16 protein-coding genes are annotated in these 14,376 nt (G+C 73.7%); 2 read left to right on the top strand and 14 right to left on the bottom strand.

What is annotated here, in order from left to right; genetic code table 11:
* Positions 1-8 precede the first annotated feature (8 nt).
* From AC1DUE_RS15165 to AC1DUE_RS15135, 7 genes are read right to left on the bottom strand one after another with little or no spacing between them, the layout of a single operon-like run.
* Complete coding sequence (locus AC1DUE_RS15165; protein ID WP_477040237.1) at positions 9-818, bottom strand: sulfurtransferase; 810 nt, start codon at positions 816-818, stop codon at positions 9-11.
* Complete coding sequence (gene rimI / locus AC1DUE_RS15160) at positions 815-1,273, bottom strand: ribosomal protein S18-alanine N-acetyltransferase (protein ID WP_477040236.1); 459 nt, start codon at positions 1,271-1,273, stop codon at positions 815-817. Before rimI ends, AC1DUE_RS15165 begins: the two co-directional genes overlap by 4 nt.
* The gene (gene tsaB / locus AC1DUE_RS15155; RefSeq protein ID WP_477040235.1) at positions 1,270-1,983 is read right to left on the bottom strand and encodes a tRNA (adenosine(37)-N6)-threonylcarbamoyltransferase complex dimerization subunit type 1 TsaB; all 714 of its coding nucleotides are present in this window, start codon (positions 1,981-1,983) and stop codon (positions 1,270-1,272) included. The genes rimI and tsaB overlap by 4 nt, the downstream gene beginning before the upstream one ends.
* Before the next feature lie 4 nt (positions 1,984-1,987).
* Positions 1,988-2,488 (bottom strand): tRNA (adenosine(37)-N6)-threonylcarbamoyltransferase complex ATPase subunit type 1 TsaE, encoded by a 501-nt coding sequence (gene tsaE / locus AC1DUE_RS15150; protein WP_477040234.1) that lies wholly within the window; start codon positions 2,486-2,488, stop codon positions 1,988-1,990.
* Positions 2,485-3,660, bottom strand: coding sequence for an alanine racemase (alr, locus tag AC1DUE_RS15145; protein ID WP_477040233.1), 1,176 nt, complete (start codon positions 3,658-3,660; stop codon positions 2,485-2,487). The genes tsaE and alr overlap by 4 nt, the downstream gene beginning before the upstream one ends.
* 23 nt (positions 3,661-3,683) lie before the next feature.
* Complete coding sequence (locus AC1DUE_RS15140) at positions 3,684-4,292, bottom strand: nucleoside/nucleotide kinase family protein (protein ID WP_477040232.1); 609 nt, start codon at positions 4,290-4,292, stop codon at positions 3,684-3,686.
* Positions 4,289-5,740 carry a bifunctional ADP-dependent NAD(P)H-hydrate dehydratase/NAD(P)H-hydrate epimerase gene (locus AC1DUE_RS15135; RefSeq protein ID WP_477040231.1) on the bottom strand — a complete coding sequence of 484 codons (1,452 nt, stop codon included), beginning with the start codon at positions 5,738-5,740 and terminating at the stop codon, positions 4,289-4,291. The genes AC1DUE_RS15140 and AC1DUE_RS15135 overlap by 4 nt, the downstream gene beginning before the upstream one ends.
* A 60-nt stretch (positions 5,741-5,800) precedes the next feature.
* Between AC1DUE_RS15135 and AC1DUE_RS15130 the strand changes: the two genes are divergently transcribed.
* Complete coding sequence (locus AC1DUE_RS15130; RefSeq protein ID WP_477040230.1) at positions 5,801-6,790, top strand: LLM class F420-dependent oxidoreductase; 990 nt, start codon at positions 5,801-5,803, stop codon at positions 6,788-6,790.
* A gap of 4 nt (positions 6,791-6,794) precedes the next feature.
* On the opposite strand, the gene AC1DUE_RS15125 is transcribed toward AC1DUE_RS15130, so the two are convergent.
* Positions 6,795-7,148, bottom strand: a complete 354-nt coding sequence (locus tag AC1DUE_RS15125) for a holo-ACP synthase (protein WP_477040229.1) — start codon at positions 7,146-7,148, stop codon at positions 6,795-6,797.
* Positions 7,145-9,001: a glutamine--fructose-6-phosphate transaminase (isomerizing) gene (glmS, locus tag AC1DUE_RS15120; protein WP_477040228.1), complete on the bottom strand. Its 1,857-nt coding sequence runs from the start codon at positions 8,999-9,001 to the stop codon at positions 7,145-7,147. The genes AC1DUE_RS15125 and glmS overlap by 4 nt, the downstream gene beginning before the upstream one ends.
* Here glmS and coaA point away from each other — a divergent pair.
* On the top strand, positions 9,000-10,016 hold the full coding sequence (coaA, locus tag AC1DUE_RS15115; protein WP_477040227.1) for a type I pantothenate kinase: 1,017 nt from the start codon (positions 9,000-9,002) through the stop codon (positions 10,014-10,016). The two genes, glmS and coaA, sit on opposite strands and share 2 nt — an antisense overlap.
* Here coaA and AC1DUE_RS15110 read toward each other — a convergent pair.
* The 5 genes from AC1DUE_RS15110 to glmM all read right to left on the bottom strand — a co-directional run bounded on the left by AC1DUE_RS15110 (position 10,013) and on the right by glmM (position 14,324).
* Entirely contained in the window at positions 10,013-10,570 is a 558-nt protein-coding gene (locus AC1DUE_RS15110) for a hypothetical protein (RefSeq protein WP_477040226.1), read from the bottom strand. The genes coaA and AC1DUE_RS15110 overlap by 4 nt on opposite strands.
* Positions 10,571-10,719: 149 nt before the next feature.
* Positions 10,720-11,421, bottom strand: coding sequence for a DedA family protein (locus AC1DUE_RS15105; RefSeq protein WP_477040225.1), 702 nt, complete (start codon positions 11,419-11,421; stop codon positions 10,720-10,722).
* A gap of 107 nt (positions 11,422-11,528) precedes the next feature.
* Positions 11,529-12,188: a DedA family protein gene (locus AC1DUE_RS15100; RefSeq protein WP_477040224.1), complete on the bottom strand. Its 660-nt coding sequence runs from the start codon at positions 12,186-12,188 to the stop codon at positions 11,529-11,531.
* Between the two features lie 124 nt (positions 12,189-12,312).
* Positions 12,313-12,978, bottom strand: coding sequence for a peptide deformylase (locus AC1DUE_RS15095; RefSeq protein WP_477040223.1), 666 nt, complete (start codon positions 12,976-12,978; stop codon positions 12,313-12,315).
* Positions 12,975-14,324, bottom strand: a complete 1,350-nt coding sequence (gene glmM, locus AC1DUE_RS15090) for a phosphoglucosamine mutase (protein ID WP_477040222.1) — start codon at positions 14,322-14,324, stop codon at positions 12,975-12,977. Before glmM ends, AC1DUE_RS15095 begins: the two co-directional genes overlap by 4 nt.
* Positions 14,325-14,376: the final 52 nt, after the last annotated feature.

Here is a 14,376-nt window from a genome sequence, read left to right as displayed (position 1 = left end):
GGCCTTCGTCATGCCCCGGTCGCTACCGGCCTGTCCGGGTCGTTCGACCACTGCGACCACGAGCCCGGGTAGAGCGCGGCATCGATGCCGATCGTCGCGAGCGCGGCGACCTCGTGCGCCGCGGTGACGCCGGAGCCGCAGTAGACGGCGACCGGACCGTCCAGCGACGCGAACCTGTCGCGCAGCGCCTCGGTGCTCAAGAACGTGCCGTCCGCCTCGAGCAGCCACGCCGTCGGGAACGAGAGCGCACCCGGGATGTGGCCGGCCTGCGGGTCCACCGGCTCGACCTCGCCACGGAACCGCTCGGCGGCACGCGCGTCGAGCAGCGAGCCCACCCAGCCGGCGGCGGCATCGGCGTCGATCGTCTCGAGGGCGCCACCGGACAGGACGACGTCGCTCGGCGGCGGCGTGACCTCGCCGGGCTCGAGCGGTCCCGTCCACGCGCCGAGGCCGCCGTCGAGCAGCCGGACGTCGCGCAGTCCGGCCCACCGCAGGAGCCACCAGACGCGCGCCGCGGACATGCCGCCGACCGCGTCGTACGCGACGACCGGGCGGTCCGCGGTGACGCCCCAGCGGCGCACGGACGACTGCAGGTCCGACGGGAGCGGATGGCGTCCGTCGCGAGCGGTCGGCGGGTCCGCGAGCTCGGTCTCCAGGTCGACGTAGACCGCACCCGGCAGGTGGCCCGCGAGGTAGCGCTCGTGGCCGTCGGTCTGGCCGAGCGCCCAGCGGACGTCGAGCAGCACCGGGCGTCTCGGCCCCGCCAGCTCCGCCTCCAACGCCTCGGCCGTGACGAGCACGTTGTCCCTGTCGGTCATGAGGCCCCCTCGCGCAGATCCAGTCGCATGGTCCACGCGTCGATGTTTCCCGGCTGGTAGTAGGCGCGGCGCTTGCCCAGCCGCTCGAACCCGACGCTCTCGTACAGGTGGATGGCCGGCTCGTTGTCGACGCGGACCTCGAGCAGGACCACGGCGGCACCGACCTCGCGCGCCCGCGCCAGGAGGTTGTCGAGCATGAGCCGGGCGAGCCCGCGGCCCTGGAACCGCTCCTCGGTGCCGATGGTCATGACCTGCGCGTCGTAGCCGTCGAACCACAGACCCGCGTACCCGACGAGGTCGCCGTCCTGCTCGACGCCCACGTACCACCGACCGGGTCCGACGAGCTCGTCGGCAAGCCCCTCCGGCGACCACGCCGCCGCGCCGAACAGCTCGCCCTCGAGCCGCTCCAGCGTGGGCAGGTCGTCGTGGGTCAGAGGCCGGACGAGGGTGGTCATCCGAGCACGCGCTTGCGGGCCGCCTGCGGCACGGCGTCCGGGCGGCGCAGGTACAGCGGCTCGGTGTCGAGGACCTCGTCGGCCCGCTGCAGCGACAGGCGCGCCAGCTCCGCAGGGTCGGGGTCGAGCAGACCGTCGAGGGCGGGCTGCAGCGCGACCGCACCGACCGGCGCGACCACCGGGCCGTCGACCGGCGGAGCGAACACGTCCGCGTACAGGGATCCGCCGCGGCCGATCACCAGCGCGCCGTTCAGGACGACGTCGGCGGCGGCCCCGACCGACGGCGGGACGAGCACCTCGATCCGCCCGGGGCCGGCGAGCCGGTACGACGACCAGTAGACCTCGCGACGACGGGCGTCGGTCGCGACCACGACGTCGGTCCCCTCGGGCAGGGTCCGCGACGCTGCCGCCGCGATCGCGTCGAGGCTGGGCACGCCACGGGCGGGGATGCCGAGAGCCAGGCCCAGCGTGCGCGCGGTCACGAGCCCGACGCGCAGGCCCGTGAAGGGCGCGGGGCCGGTGCCGACGACCACGGAGGTCAGCTCGCGGCGGTCCACCCCGGCGTCCGCGAGCACCGCGGCGATCATCGGGGTGAGCAGCTCGGCGTGGTGCCGCTGCTGCTGGTCGGACCGGGCGGCGAGCAGGACCCCGGCGTCGTCGGTCAGGCTGACGGCGACGGCGGCGGAGGTGTCGAGGGCGAGGACGGGCACGGCCTCAGCCTGCCATCGAACCGGGCAGGGTCACGTCCGCCCAGCGGGCGCCGACCGGGTTCAGTGTCACGATGCGCTCCCCTGTCGCCGCGTCGTCGAGGTTCTCCAACGTTCCACCGCGCGGCCGCTGCAGCGTGATCTCCAGGCGGTCCTCGGTCAGCCCCTCGACCCAGCCCTCGCCCCACTCGACCACCGTCACCGCCTCGTCCAGGCTCGCGTCGAGGTCGAGCGCGTCGACCTCGTCGAGGGACCCCAGCCGGTAGGCGTCGACATGCACGAGCGGGGGCCCGTCCTGCAGCGACGGGTGCACGCGCGCGATCACGAACGTCGGCGACGCGACCTGCCCGCGCACCGACAGCCCGGCACCGATGCCCTGCGTGAGCGTCGTCTTGCCGGCGCCCAGGTCGCCCGTGAGCACCACCAGGTCGCCCGCGCGCAGCACGCCCGCGAGCGCCCGCCCGAACGCCCGGGTGGCCTCCGCGTCCGGGAGTCGTACCTGGGTCATGCACCGTCCCCCGTCGTCGACTCCCCGTCCACGTGCACGCGAGGCACGCGTGCGCCCAGTCGCGTCACGATCTCGTAGGAGATCGTCCCCGCCACCCGGGCCCAGTCCTCGGCCGTCGGGCCACCGTCGGCCCCCGTACCGAACAGCTCGACCGTGTCGCCCGCCCGCTCGGTGGCATCGGGCCCGAGGTCGAGCACGAACTGATCCATGCAGACGCGCCCGGCGATGCCGACCGTCCGGCCACCGACCAGGACCGGCCCGCCGGGGCGTTCCTGGCCGCCCGACGCATGCCGGGGGACCCCGTCGGCGTACCCGAGCGGGACGAGGCCGAGCACGGTGTCCTGCCGGGTGACGTACAGATGTCCGTACGAGACGCCGGTGCCGGCCTGTACACGCTTGACGTTGGCCAGCTCGGCCTTGACGGTCATGGCCGGCACCAGCCCGAACTCCTCCGGGCCGCCGAGCTGCGGCACAGGCGAGAGGCCGTAGGTGGCGATCCCGGGCCGGACCAGGTCGTAGTGGGTCGCGGGGCTGGTCAGGGTCGCGGCGGAGTTGGCCAGGTGGCGCACCTCGAGCCGCACTCCGGCACCCTCGACGACCTGGAGCGCGTCCGCGAACACCTCCGCCTGCAGCGCGACCGTCGGGTGGGTCGGCTCGTCGGCGATCGCGAGGTGCGACCACAGCCCGACGACGTCGATCGCCCCCTCGGCCTCCAGGCGCTGCGCGGCAGGCAGGAGGTCCGCCAGGTCGGCCGGCGTCAGGCCGTTGCGGCTCAACCCGGTGTCCACCTTGAGCTGGACCCGCGCGGTCTGCCCGACGGCGCGCGCGGCGGCCGCCACCTCGTCGAGCGCCCACGCCGCGGACACCGTGAGGTCGATGTCGGCCTCGATGGCGTCGTGCAGCGGCGCACCCGGGGCGTAGAGCCAGGTGAGGATGCGCGGGCCGGCGATCCCGGCGCGACGCAGCTCGAGCGCCTCGGCCACCTGCGCGGCGCCGAGCCAGGACGCCCCACCGGCGACGGCGGCCCGCGCGGAGGGGACCAGCCCGTGACCGTACGCGTCGGCCTTGACCACGGCCATGACCTGCGCGGTCGGGGCGTGCGCGGCCAGAGAGGCGACGTTTCCGCGGATCGCGGCGAGGTCGACGACGGCGCGCGCGGGGAACTGGCTCACGGCGTCCAGTCTCGCACTGCCGCTCACCGCACCTCGACGCGCAGGGACGCACGGTGCGCCGTCGCGGCGACGAGCCGGGCGTTCACCTCGTCGGGACCGTAGGACCACGCACGCGCCGCCTCGGGCGACTTCCCGAACGCCTCGTGCCGGGCCACGAGCCGGGCGAGGCGCACGTCGTCGGGCAGCGCCACGAACCACGACTCGTCGAGCAGCCCGGAGACGGGCCCGAACCCGTGCTCGTCGAGAAGCAGGTAGTTGCCCTCCGTGACCACGAGCGGGACGTCCGGCGGAACCGCGATCGCGCCGGCGACGGGGTTGCGCAGGTCGCGGCGGTACTCCGGGGCGTAGACGGTGCCGGGCTCCGACCGCAGCCGCCGCAGCAGGGCCACGTAGCCGGCCGCGTCGAACGTGTCGGGCGCCCCCTTGCGGTCGGCCCGACCAGTCCGCTCGAGCTCGGTCTGCGCGAGGTGGAAGCCGTCCATGGGCACGACGACGGCGCGCGGACCGGCGACCTGGACCACCTGCGCGGCGAGGGTGGACTTCCCGGCGCCCGGCGCTCCCACGATCCCGAGGATCCGGCGCTCGCCCGTGGCCAGCAGCGCGTCCAGCCGGGCGCGGATCTCGTCGTTCACGAACCGTCGACCAGCGCCGCGACGGTGCCGGGGATCGCCTCGGCCACGGCGGTGGCCGAGATCGGGCCGCCCGGGTTGGCCCGGTGCGCCGCGCGGCCGTGGACGAGGGCGGCGGTCGCCGCGAGCGCGGCCACGAGGGTCGGGTCCTCGTGGATCGCCTCGACGCGGGCCGCCAGGAGGGCCCCCAGCAGTCCGGCGAGGACGTCTCCCGCGCCGGCGGTCGCGAGCCACGCGGGCGCGTCGGCCTGCGCGTAGGTGGCGCCGTGCGCGCCGACGACCAGCGTCACCGGTCCCTTGAGCAGGACCGTCGCTCCCGTGAGGTCATGGGTCCGTCGCGCCCAGCGCAACGGCTCTCGCTCGATGGCCGCGCGGTCGACGGTCTCACCGCGCGCGGTGAGCAGCGTGGCCAGCTCACCGGCGTGCGGGGTGAGCACGGCGTGCGGGCCCACCCGCTCGGGCAGCAGCTCGAGCGCGCCCGCGTCGATCACCGCGGGCTCGCCGCCGGTCAGCACGTGCTCGAACGCGTACTGGATGCGGCGCCGCTGGCTCGCGTCGTCGGTGGAGACCCCGGGACCGAACACCCACGCCTGCACCCGTCCGTTGCCGACGACGACCTCGGGGTTCGTCGCGACGACGAGCTCCCCGACGTCGCCGAGGTAGCGGACCATGCCGACGCCCGCCCGCAGCGCGGACCTCGTCGCGAGGATCGCCGCACCCGGGTACGCGCGGGACCCGGCCACGACGCCCACCACGCCGCGCGTGTACTTGTGCGCGTCCGCCGTCGGTACGGGCCACAGCGCGGCCGCGTCGGCGTCCTGCAGCCGGACGACGGCGGGTGCGTCGCCGAGGTCCAGGCCGATGTCGACCACCTCGACCTGACCCGCGTGCAGGGCCGCGGGCGGCAGGAGCAGCCCGGGCTTCGCACCGCCGAACGTCACCGTCAGGTCGGCGTCGAGCACGGTGCCCGTCGCGGTGCCGTCGTCCACGCCGATGCCCGAGGGGACGTCGACCGCGACGACGAACGGGTCGCCGAGGAGGCCGTGGACGATCTCGGCCGCCCGGCCTCGCAGCCCCGACCCGTCACCGCCGATGCCGACGAGCCCGTCGAGGACGAGGTCCGCCGCCCACGGGTCGTCGACGACCCGGCCCCCGGCGTTCGTCAGCGCGGCGAGACCGCCCTGGTGCACGCGCTCACCGACCAGCACGGCGCGCACCTCGACCCCGCGCCTGGCCAGCAGTGCCCCGGCGTACAGGGCGTCACCCCCGTTGTTGCCGGACCCCGCCAGGACGAGCACCCGCGCACCGCCGACCCGTCCGCGCCGCTCGCGCAGGGCTGCGGCCACGTGCACGTGCAGCGCGAACGCGGCCCGCTCCATGAGCGGCTCCCCCGCATCCAGGAGCGGAGCCTCGGCGGCTCGGACCTGCGACGACGTCCACGACTCCAGCACATGCCCATCCTGTCTGGTCCGCGCAGGCGGGGCGAGCCGCAGGTGGGTAACGTGCCGACCATGCGCTTCGGACTCTTCATCCCCCAAGGCTGGCGACAGGACCTCACGGGCATCGAGCCCCACGACCACTGGGCGGTGATGAACGGGCTCGCGCGCCACGCCGACGAGGGCGACGCGTACGAGTCCATCTGGGTCTACGACCACTTCCACTCGGTGCCCCAGCCGCCCAACGGCGAGGCGGTGCACGAGGCCTGGAGCCTGATGAACGCCTTCGCCGCGTCGACCAGCCGCGTGCGCCTCGGACAGATGTGCACGTGCATGGCCTACCGGAACCCGGCCTACCTGGCGAAGGTCGCCACGACCGCCGACGTGATCTCCGGCGGACGCGTCGAGATGGGCATCGGGGCCGGCTGGTACGAGCACGAGTGGCGCGCGTACGGGTACGGCTTCCCGCGGGCGGGCGAGCGGATCGGCATGCTCGACGAGGGCGTGCAGATCTTCAAGCAGCTGTGGACCAACGGCACCGCGACCCTCGACGGCCGCTACTACCAGGTCAACGGCGCGCAGCTGTCCCCGCTCCCCCTCCAGCTGGACGGCCCGCCCCTGTGGATCGCGGGCGGCGGCGAGCAGAAGACCCTGCGCATCGCCGCGGAGCACGCGCAGTACACGAACTTCGACGGCTCGCCCGAGGGCTTCGCGCACAAGTCCGACGTCCTGCGCAGGCACTGCGCCGAGATCGGGCGGCCGTTCGAGGAGATCACGCGGTCGGCCAACTACAACGTGGTCATCGGCGAGACCGAGGCCGACGTCGACGACCGCGTCGCCTGGGCGGAGGAGCACCTGTCGAACACGGTCCCGGAGAAGGCGGCCGAGGAGGCCGAGAACCTGCGCAACGGACCGCTGGTCGGGACGCCGGAGCAGATCGTCGAGAAGCTGAACGCCCTGAAGGACCTGGGCCTCGGCTACGCGATCACGTACTTCCTCGAGGCCGCCTACGACCGCTCGGGCATCGAGCTCTTCGAGCAGCAGGTCATCCCGGCCCTGCGCTAGGGGCTCAGTCGCGCTCGGCGACGACGACCGCCGACGCGATGCCCGCGTCGTGCGAGATCGACAGGTGGAACCGGTCGACGCCGGCCGCGGCCGCCGCGGCGGCGACGGTGCCGACCACCTCGACGACCGGCTGCGCGCCGGAGATCCGGCGGACGGTCGCGTCCTGCCAGCTCATGCCGCCCGGCGCGCCGAGGGCCTTGGCGATCGCCTCCTTGGCGGCGAACCGCGCGGCGAGCGACGTCTCGGGCATCTCGCGCTCCTCGGGCGTGAAGAGCTTGTCGCGCAGGGCGGGGACGCGGTGCAGCGTCGCGACGAACCGCGCGACGTCGACGACGTCGATGCCGACACCGACGATCACTCGACGGTCACGGACTTCGCGAGGTTGCGCGGCTGGTCGACGTCGAGGCCCTTGGCGCTGGCCAGCTCGCAGGCGAAGATCTGCAGCGGCACGACTGCCAGCAGCGGGGCGAGCAGGGTCGGCGACTGCGGCACGTAGAACACCTCGTCGGCGTACGGGAGCACGGCCTCGTCGCCGTCCTCGGCGATCACGAGCGTGCGGGCGCCGCGGGCGCGGATCTCCTGGATGTTGGAGACGACCTTGGAGTGCAGCGAGTCGCGGCCGCGCGGCGACGGCACCACGACGAACACGGGCTGCCCCGGCTCGATGAGCGCGATCGGTCCGTGCTTGAGCTCGCCCGCCGCGAAGCCCTCGGCGTGGATGTAGGCGAGCTCCTTGAGCTTGAGCGCGCCCTCCATGGCCACCGGGAAACCGACGTGCCGGCCGAGGAAGAGCACCGACTGCGTGTCCACCATCCAGCGGGCGATCTCGCGGACGCGGCCTGCGCGGTCGAGGACCTGCTGGATCTTGTCGGGCATCGCTCGCAGCTCGGTGAGGATCTCGGCGACCTCGTCGGCGTACTTGTTGCCGCGCAGCTGCGCGAGGTAGAGGCCCAGCAGGTAGGCCGCGGTGATCTGCGCGAGGAACGCCTTCGTCGAGGCGACGGCGATCTCCGGGCCGGCGTGCGTGTACAGGACCGCGTCGGACTCGCGCGGGATCGTCGAGCCGTGGGTGTTCACCAGCGCGAGCACCTTGGCACCCTGCTCGCGCGCGTGCCGCACGGCCATGAGCGTGTCCATCGTCTCGCCCGACTGCGAGACGGCGACGACGAGGGTGCGCTCGTTGACCACCGGGTCGCGGTAGCGGAACTCGTGCGCGAGCTCGACCTCGACCGGGATCCGGCACCAGTGCTCGAGCGCGTACTTGGCCACGTGCCCGGCGTAGGCGGCCGTCCCGCAGGCGACGACGACGATCTTGTCGACGGCCCGCAGCACGGACTCCTCGATGCGGACCTCGTCGAGGACCAGGCGACCGCGTGCGTCGGTGCGACCCAGGAGGGTGTCCGCGACGGCCTGCGGCTGGTCGTGGATCTCCTTGTCCATGAACGAGCGGAAGCCGCCCTTCTCGGCGGCGGCGGCGTCCCAGTCGACCGTGTACCGCCGCGCGTGCGCGGGCAGCCCGTCGAACCCGGTGACCGCGACGGCCCCGGGCGTGATGGTGACCACCTGGTCCTGCCCGAGCTCGAGAGCCTCGCGCGTGTGCGAGATGAACGCGGCGACGTCGGAGCCCAGGAAGTTCTCCCCGTCCCCCAGGCCGACGACGAGCGGCGAGTCGTGCCGGGCACCGACCACGACGTCCGGCGCGTCCTCGTGGACGGCGAGCAGCGTGAACGTGCCGTGCAGCGTCCGCGCCACCTCGGTCATCGCCGTGGTGAGGTCGCCGGAGGTCGCATAGGCGCGGGCGATGAGCTGCGCGGCGACCTCGGTGTCGGTCTCCGAGAGGAACTCGACGCCCTGCGCGATCAGCTCGGCCTTGAGCGTCGCGAAGTTCTCGACGATGCCGTTGTGGATCACCGCGAGCTTGCCGGCGACGTGGGGGTGGGCGTTCACGTCGGTGGGCCCGCCGTGCGTCGCCCAGCGGGTGTGGCCGATCGCCGCAGTCGAGGTCGGGAGCGGGTTGAGGTCCAGCTCCTCGACGAGGTTGGCCAGCTTTCCGGCCTTCTTGGCGGTCGCGAGATGGCCGTCCGGGCTCACCAGCGCGACGCCCGCGGAGTCGTAGCCGCGGTACTCCAACCGCCGCAGACCCTCGAGCACCACGTCCAGGGGACGATCGCTGGCCACCTGGCTTCCGACGTACCCGACGATTCCGCACATGGCGGGGAGTCTATCCTCGGGCGCTGCGGCAGCCCCGTCAGTCTCTCTCGGGCACAATCGACCCGTGCCACCCTCGCTCAGCCTGGCCACCCCGTTCGTCGATCTCGATCGCGACGCGTGGGCGCGCCTGTCCGCCTCGACCCCCCTGCCGCTCACCGACGCCGACGTCGAACGGCTCGCCGGGCTGGGCGACCCCATCGACCTGGCCGAGGTCGACGTCGTCTACCGGCCGATCTCCCGCCTGCTCGACCTCCACATCGAGGCGACCCGCGGCCTGCACGCGGCGTCGAGCACGTTCCTGCGCGAGGACGTCGGCGGCACCCCGTTCGTGATCGGGGTGGCCGGGTCGGTCGCCGTCGGCAAGTCGACCACCGCACGCCTGCTGCGCGAGCTGCTGGCCCGCTGGCCCGCCACGCCGCGCGTCCAGCTCGTCACCACGGACGGGTTCCTCTACTCCAACGCCGAGCTGGCCCGGCGGGGGCTGATGGAGCGCAAGGGCTTCCCGGAGTCGTACGACCGCCGCGCGCTGCTGCGGTTCGTCTCCCAGGTCAAGGCGGGCCGGCCCGAGGTCAAGGTGCCGGTCTACGACCACCTGACCTACGACATCGTGCCGGGTCGCGAGGTCGTGGTCAGCCGCCCCGACGTCCTGATCGTCGAGGGCCTGAACGTCCTGCAGCCGGCCCGACCCTCGTCGGAGGGCCCGTCAAACCTGGCCGTCAGCGACTTCTTCGACTTCTCCATCTACGTCGACGCCCGCACCAGCGACGTGCGCCAGTGGTACGTCGAACGGTTCCTGCGTCTGCGCGAGACCGCGTTCGCCCGGCCCGAGTCGTACTTCCACCGGTTCGCCGCGCTGAGCGACGACGAGGCGGCCGAGCGGGCCAAGTCGATCTGGGACTCGATCAACGCGCCCAACCTGCTCGAGAACATCCTGCCGACACGCAGCCGCGCCACCCTCGTCCTGACCAAGGGTCCCGACCACGCGGTCCAGCGCGTCCGGCTCCGCAAGCTCTAGGGAGTCTCCTGGACCGGGTACTTCTCGTTGTCGGTCTCCTCGAGCGCCGCGAGGGCCTCCGTGACCTTGGCGCTGGGCTCACCGCAGCGGTCGGTCGGCCAGGTCGGGCGCAGCGCACGACCCAGGGCGTCGACGAGCCACAGGGCGGGCGCCTGGACCTGACCGGAGCTGCACGTGCCCCCGCGCCGCGCGGACGGCTCGTGCAGGGCGGCGACGAGCGGCTCGAGGTCACCCTCGCGATGGCTGGCCGTCAGGGCGAGCCAGGTCCCCGAGGCGTCGTGCAGGGAGCCGTCCGGGGTGCAGACCACGACGCTCACCGGCACGAAGCCGTCGGGCACCGTGCCGGGCTGGGGTGACGCGGTCGGGCTCAGCTCGACGTCCTCGGCGGACGCCGGGACGAGGCCCAGGTCGTTCAGGACCGCCGGCGACATGCAGTCGGCGGCCGGTGCCACGACCGCGGTCGGCGTCGTCGGCTCGCTGGGTCCTGCGCTGCTGCACGAGGCGAGGAGCAGGGCGGCGGGCAGCACGACGACTGCCGTCCACCTCGCCCGCACGTCCATCTCGCCCGTCCCCCTCGCCGCCGGTACCCATGCCGCGGCGCACCCCCACGGGTGTCAGACGAGATGGGAGTGCCGTCCTCGCCGCCGGCACTCTTCGAGAGTAATGGCAGCCATGACGGCAGTGACCGAGCGATACCGGATCGTTAGGCCGCGGGGTCCGATCGTGAGCGTCCCGTGACCGGATGCACCGGCGGAGCCTCGTCGACGGCCGCGGCCGTCCCGGGCTCGGTCGCCCCGGCGTCGGGATGCAGCTCGTCGGACGTGTGGGTCAGCCTGCGCATGACCCAGTCGATGAGAAGGCCCAGCAGGATGCCGCCCGCCACCCCGACGGCCACGGCGACGAACATGTGGTCCCCGAGCCAGGCGCCCGCCCCGATGCCGATCAGGGCGGCGTAGGCGGACCACGTCACGGCGGCGAGCGCCGTGAGCCCGACGAACCGACGCCGCGGGTAGGCGACGGCGCCGGCCGTCATGTTCACGGCCACGCGCCCGACCGGGACGTAGCGCGCGGCGATGATGAACGCCGCGCCGCGTCTGGCCAGGGTGTGCTCGGCCCAGTCGATCGCGGCCTGCCCGCGCGCCGAGCTGAGGATCCTGAGCTGGCGCACCTTGACCTTGGTGCCGATCTGGTACGCGATCTGGTCCCCTGTGAAGGCGCCCAGCGCCGAGAAGAGCATCACCAGCCAGATGTTCGGCTCGCCGCTCGAGATCGCGAGGGCGGCGAGCGCGATCACCAGCGACTCGCTGGGGACCGGCGGGAAGAACCCGTCGATGGTGGCGAACAGGTAGAGGACGACGAAGATCCACGGGGACCCCGCCAGGGCGAGCGCCCATGCCTCGATCACCTGTGTCCCCTTCCGGAGGTGTGCGTCGACCGTCGGTACGGCCGGTTGTTCACCACAACGGTAAGCCGCCCCGATACGTGCCCGGCATCAGCGACCGGCTCTGGCCGTCAAGAGGCACCCGACGCCGACCCGACGAGCTCGCGCTCGGGCTCCGCGGGCACGGCCGGCGGCGTCGGACTCTCGCCGACCTGCACCATCCGCATGACCCGGTCGATGACGAGGCCGAGCGCGATGCCCCCGACGACCCCGACCGCGACGCCCAGCATCGTGTGGCTGCCGAACCACGCACCCGCCCCGATGCCGATCAGTGCCGCGTAGACCGCCCAGGAGGCCGAGGCGATCGCGGCGAGCCCGACGAACCGTCGGCGGGGGTAGCGCACCGCGCCCGCCGTCATGTTGACCGCCACGCGGCCCACCGGGACGTACCGGGCGGCGACGACGAACGCGGCCCCTCGTCGCGCGAGCGTGTCCTGCGCCCAGCGGATCGCCGCCTGCGCACGCGCGGACCGGAAGATGCGGACCTCGTGCACCTTGACCTTGGTGCCCAGCTGGTAGGCGATCTGGTCGCCGGTGAACGCACCGAGCGCGGCCGCGAGGACGAGGAGCCACAGGTTCGGGTGTCCCTGCGAGACCGCGAGCGCGGCGACCGCGATGACGACGGACTCGCTGGGGATCGGCGGGAAGAACCCGTCGACCGTGGCGAACAGGTACACGACCAGGAAGATCCACGGCGACCCCGCCAGGGCCACGGCCCATGCTTCGACCACCGCGCGCCTCCTCCGTCGGGGCGTCCTGACCGGCTCGCCCTCGCACTCAACGCTAGGCACGCGCCGTCGCCACCGACATGGGGGATGCCCCCGGTTCTACCCTGGGGTCAACCCACGAAGACCCTCAGTCGAGCGGGAACCCGAGAGCGTGGCTCGCGCCCGCCGGCCGCGGCTCTGCGGCCCAGCGTGCGCCGAAGCCGTCGGTCGTCGCCAGGGAACGCAGCTCGGCCCGGTCCAGGTAGAGCGTGCCGCCCAGGTGGTCGGTCTCGTGCTGGACGATCCGCGCCGACCAGCCGGTCACCAGCTCGTCGACCTCCTCGCCGTGCTCGTCGTGGCCGGTCAGGTGCACCTGTCGCGCCCGGGCCACGACGGCGGTGTAGCCGACGACGCTGAGGCAGCCCTCGTAGAAGGAGGAGCGGACGTCGCCGACCGGCTCGTACGACGGGTTCACGAGCACCCGGTACGGCAGGGCCTCGCGCTCGCGCACCTGCGCGTGCTCGTCGGACAGGGTGCCCGGGTCCTCCAGCACCGCGATCGCGAGCGGCAGGCCGAGCTGCGGGGCGGCCAGGCCGACGCCCGGCGCCGCCCGCATGGTGCGGTGCATGACCTCGAGCAGCGCCGTGAGCTCCTCGTCGGAGAGCTGCGCGTCGTAGGGCGTCGCGACCGCCCGCAGCGCGGGGTGCCCGGCCTGGACGATGGGCGCGACCCCCTGGGCCCCTGCCTCGATGATCCACAGCGCGGTATCGCGCAGCGCCTGGTCCCACTCGGGGCCGGAGTGCGCCGCGCTCACAGGGCCAGCCGTTCCTTGACGACGTCGGCCAGCTCGTGCGCGACCCGGTCGGCCTCGGCCTGGGTGCCGGCCTCGACCATGACGCGCACCAGGTCCTCCGTGCCCGACGGGCGCAGCAGCACGCGGCCCGTGTCGCCCAGACCCGCCTCGGCGAGCCGGACGGCGTCGAGCAGCGGACCGTCGGCGTCGGCCCGGCCCTTGTCGACCCCGGGCACGTTGACGAGCGTCTGCGGGAGCCGGCGGACGATGCTGGCGAGCTTCGCGATCGGCTCGCCGGTCGCCGCGACCCGGGCCGCGAGCTGTAGTGCGGTCAGCACGCCGTCCCCGGTGGTCGCGTGCGCGGCCATGATGATGTGCCCCGACTGCTCGCCGCCGAGCGAGTAGCCGCCGGCGCGCATCGCCTCCAGCACGTACCGGTCGCCGACCGCGGTGAGGACCGTCGCGATCCCCGCGTCGCGCATCGCGATCTTCAGGCCGAGGTTGCTCATCACCGTCGTGACCAGGGTGTTGTCCGCCAGGTCGCCGCGGTCGCGCATCGCCAGGGCCAGGATCCCCATGATCTGGTCGCCGTCCACGAGCACGCCGGACGCGTCCACCGCCAGGCAGCGGTCGGCGTCCCCGTCGAACGCGACGCCCAGGTCGGCGCCCGACGCGACGACCGCCGCCTGCAGCTGCTCGGGGTGCGTCGACCCGCACTTCTCGTTGATGTTGCGGCCGTCGGGCGACGCGTTGATCACGACGACGTCGGCCCCCGCGGCCCGCAGCGCGACCGGACCCACGTCGCTCGCGGCACCGTTCGCGCAGTCGACCGCGATCCGCAGACCGGTCAGCGGGGCGTCGATGGTGCCCACGAGGTGCTCGACGTACTGCTCGCCGGCGCGGCCCGTGTCCACGCGGATGCGTCCGACGTCGCCACCGAGCGGGCGCTCCCAGTGCTCGCCCATGCGCGCCTCGATGGCGGCCTCGAGCTCGTCGTCGAGCTTGTGCCCGCCGCGCGACAGGAACTTGATGCCGTTGTCGGGCATCGGGTTGTGCGACGCCGAGAGCACGACACCGATGTCGACCCCGAGCGCGGCGGTGAGGAACGCGACCGCCGGCGTGGGCAGGACGCCGACGTTGTTCACGTCGATCCCCGCCGAGGCCAGCCCCGCGGAGACCGCCGCGGCAAGGAACTCCCCCGACGCCCGCGAGTCACGTCCGACGATCGCGCGCGGCCGGTGCCCCTCGAACTCGCCGAGCGACCCGAGCACGTGCGCGGCCGCGACCGACAGGTCGAGCGCGAGCTCCGCCGTCACGTCGCGGTTGGCGAGCCCACGCACGCCGTCGGTACCGAATAGCTGCCCCATGGTCGTCAGACCCCTTCGTCGTCGCCGGGCCAGGGCGCGAGCCCACCCGCCT

The organism is Cellulomonas sp. P4_A2, from assembly GCF_056402515.1.
The sequence above is the reverse complement of the archived record's forward strand: the minus strand, read 5'-3'. Positions and strand labels throughout refer to the sequence as shown.

Excerpts from the sequence above, each read along its gene's own strand:
- AC1DUE_RS15130 (WP_477040230.1), top strand. The coding sequence starts at position 5,801 with ATGCGCTTCGGACTCTTCATCCCCCAAGGCTGGCGACAGGACCTCACG.
- glmM (WP_477040222.1), bottom strand. The coding sequence starts at position 14,324 with ATGGGGCAGCTATTCGGTACCGACGGCGTGCGTGGGCTCGCCAACCGC.
- AC1DUE_RS15165 (WP_477040237.1), bottom strand. The coding sequence starts at position 818 with ATGACCGACAGGGACAACGTGCTCGTCACGGCCGAGGCGTTGGAGGCG.
- tsaE (WP_477040234.1), bottom strand. The coding sequence starts at position 2,488 with ATGACCCAGGTACGACTCCCGGACGCGGAGGCCACCCGGGCGTTCGGG.
- coaA (WP_477040227.1), top strand. The coding sequence starts at position 9,000 with ATGGCGGGGAGTCTATCCTCGGGCGCTGCGGCAGCCCCGTCAGTCTCT.
- glmS (WP_477040228.1), bottom strand. The coding sequence starts at position 9,001 with ATGTGCGGAATCGTCGGGTACGTCGGAAGCCAGGTGGCCAGCGATCGT.
- rimI (WP_477040236.1), bottom strand. The coding sequence starts at position 1,273 with ATGACCACCCTCGTCCGGCCTCTGACCCACGACGACCTGCCCACGCTG.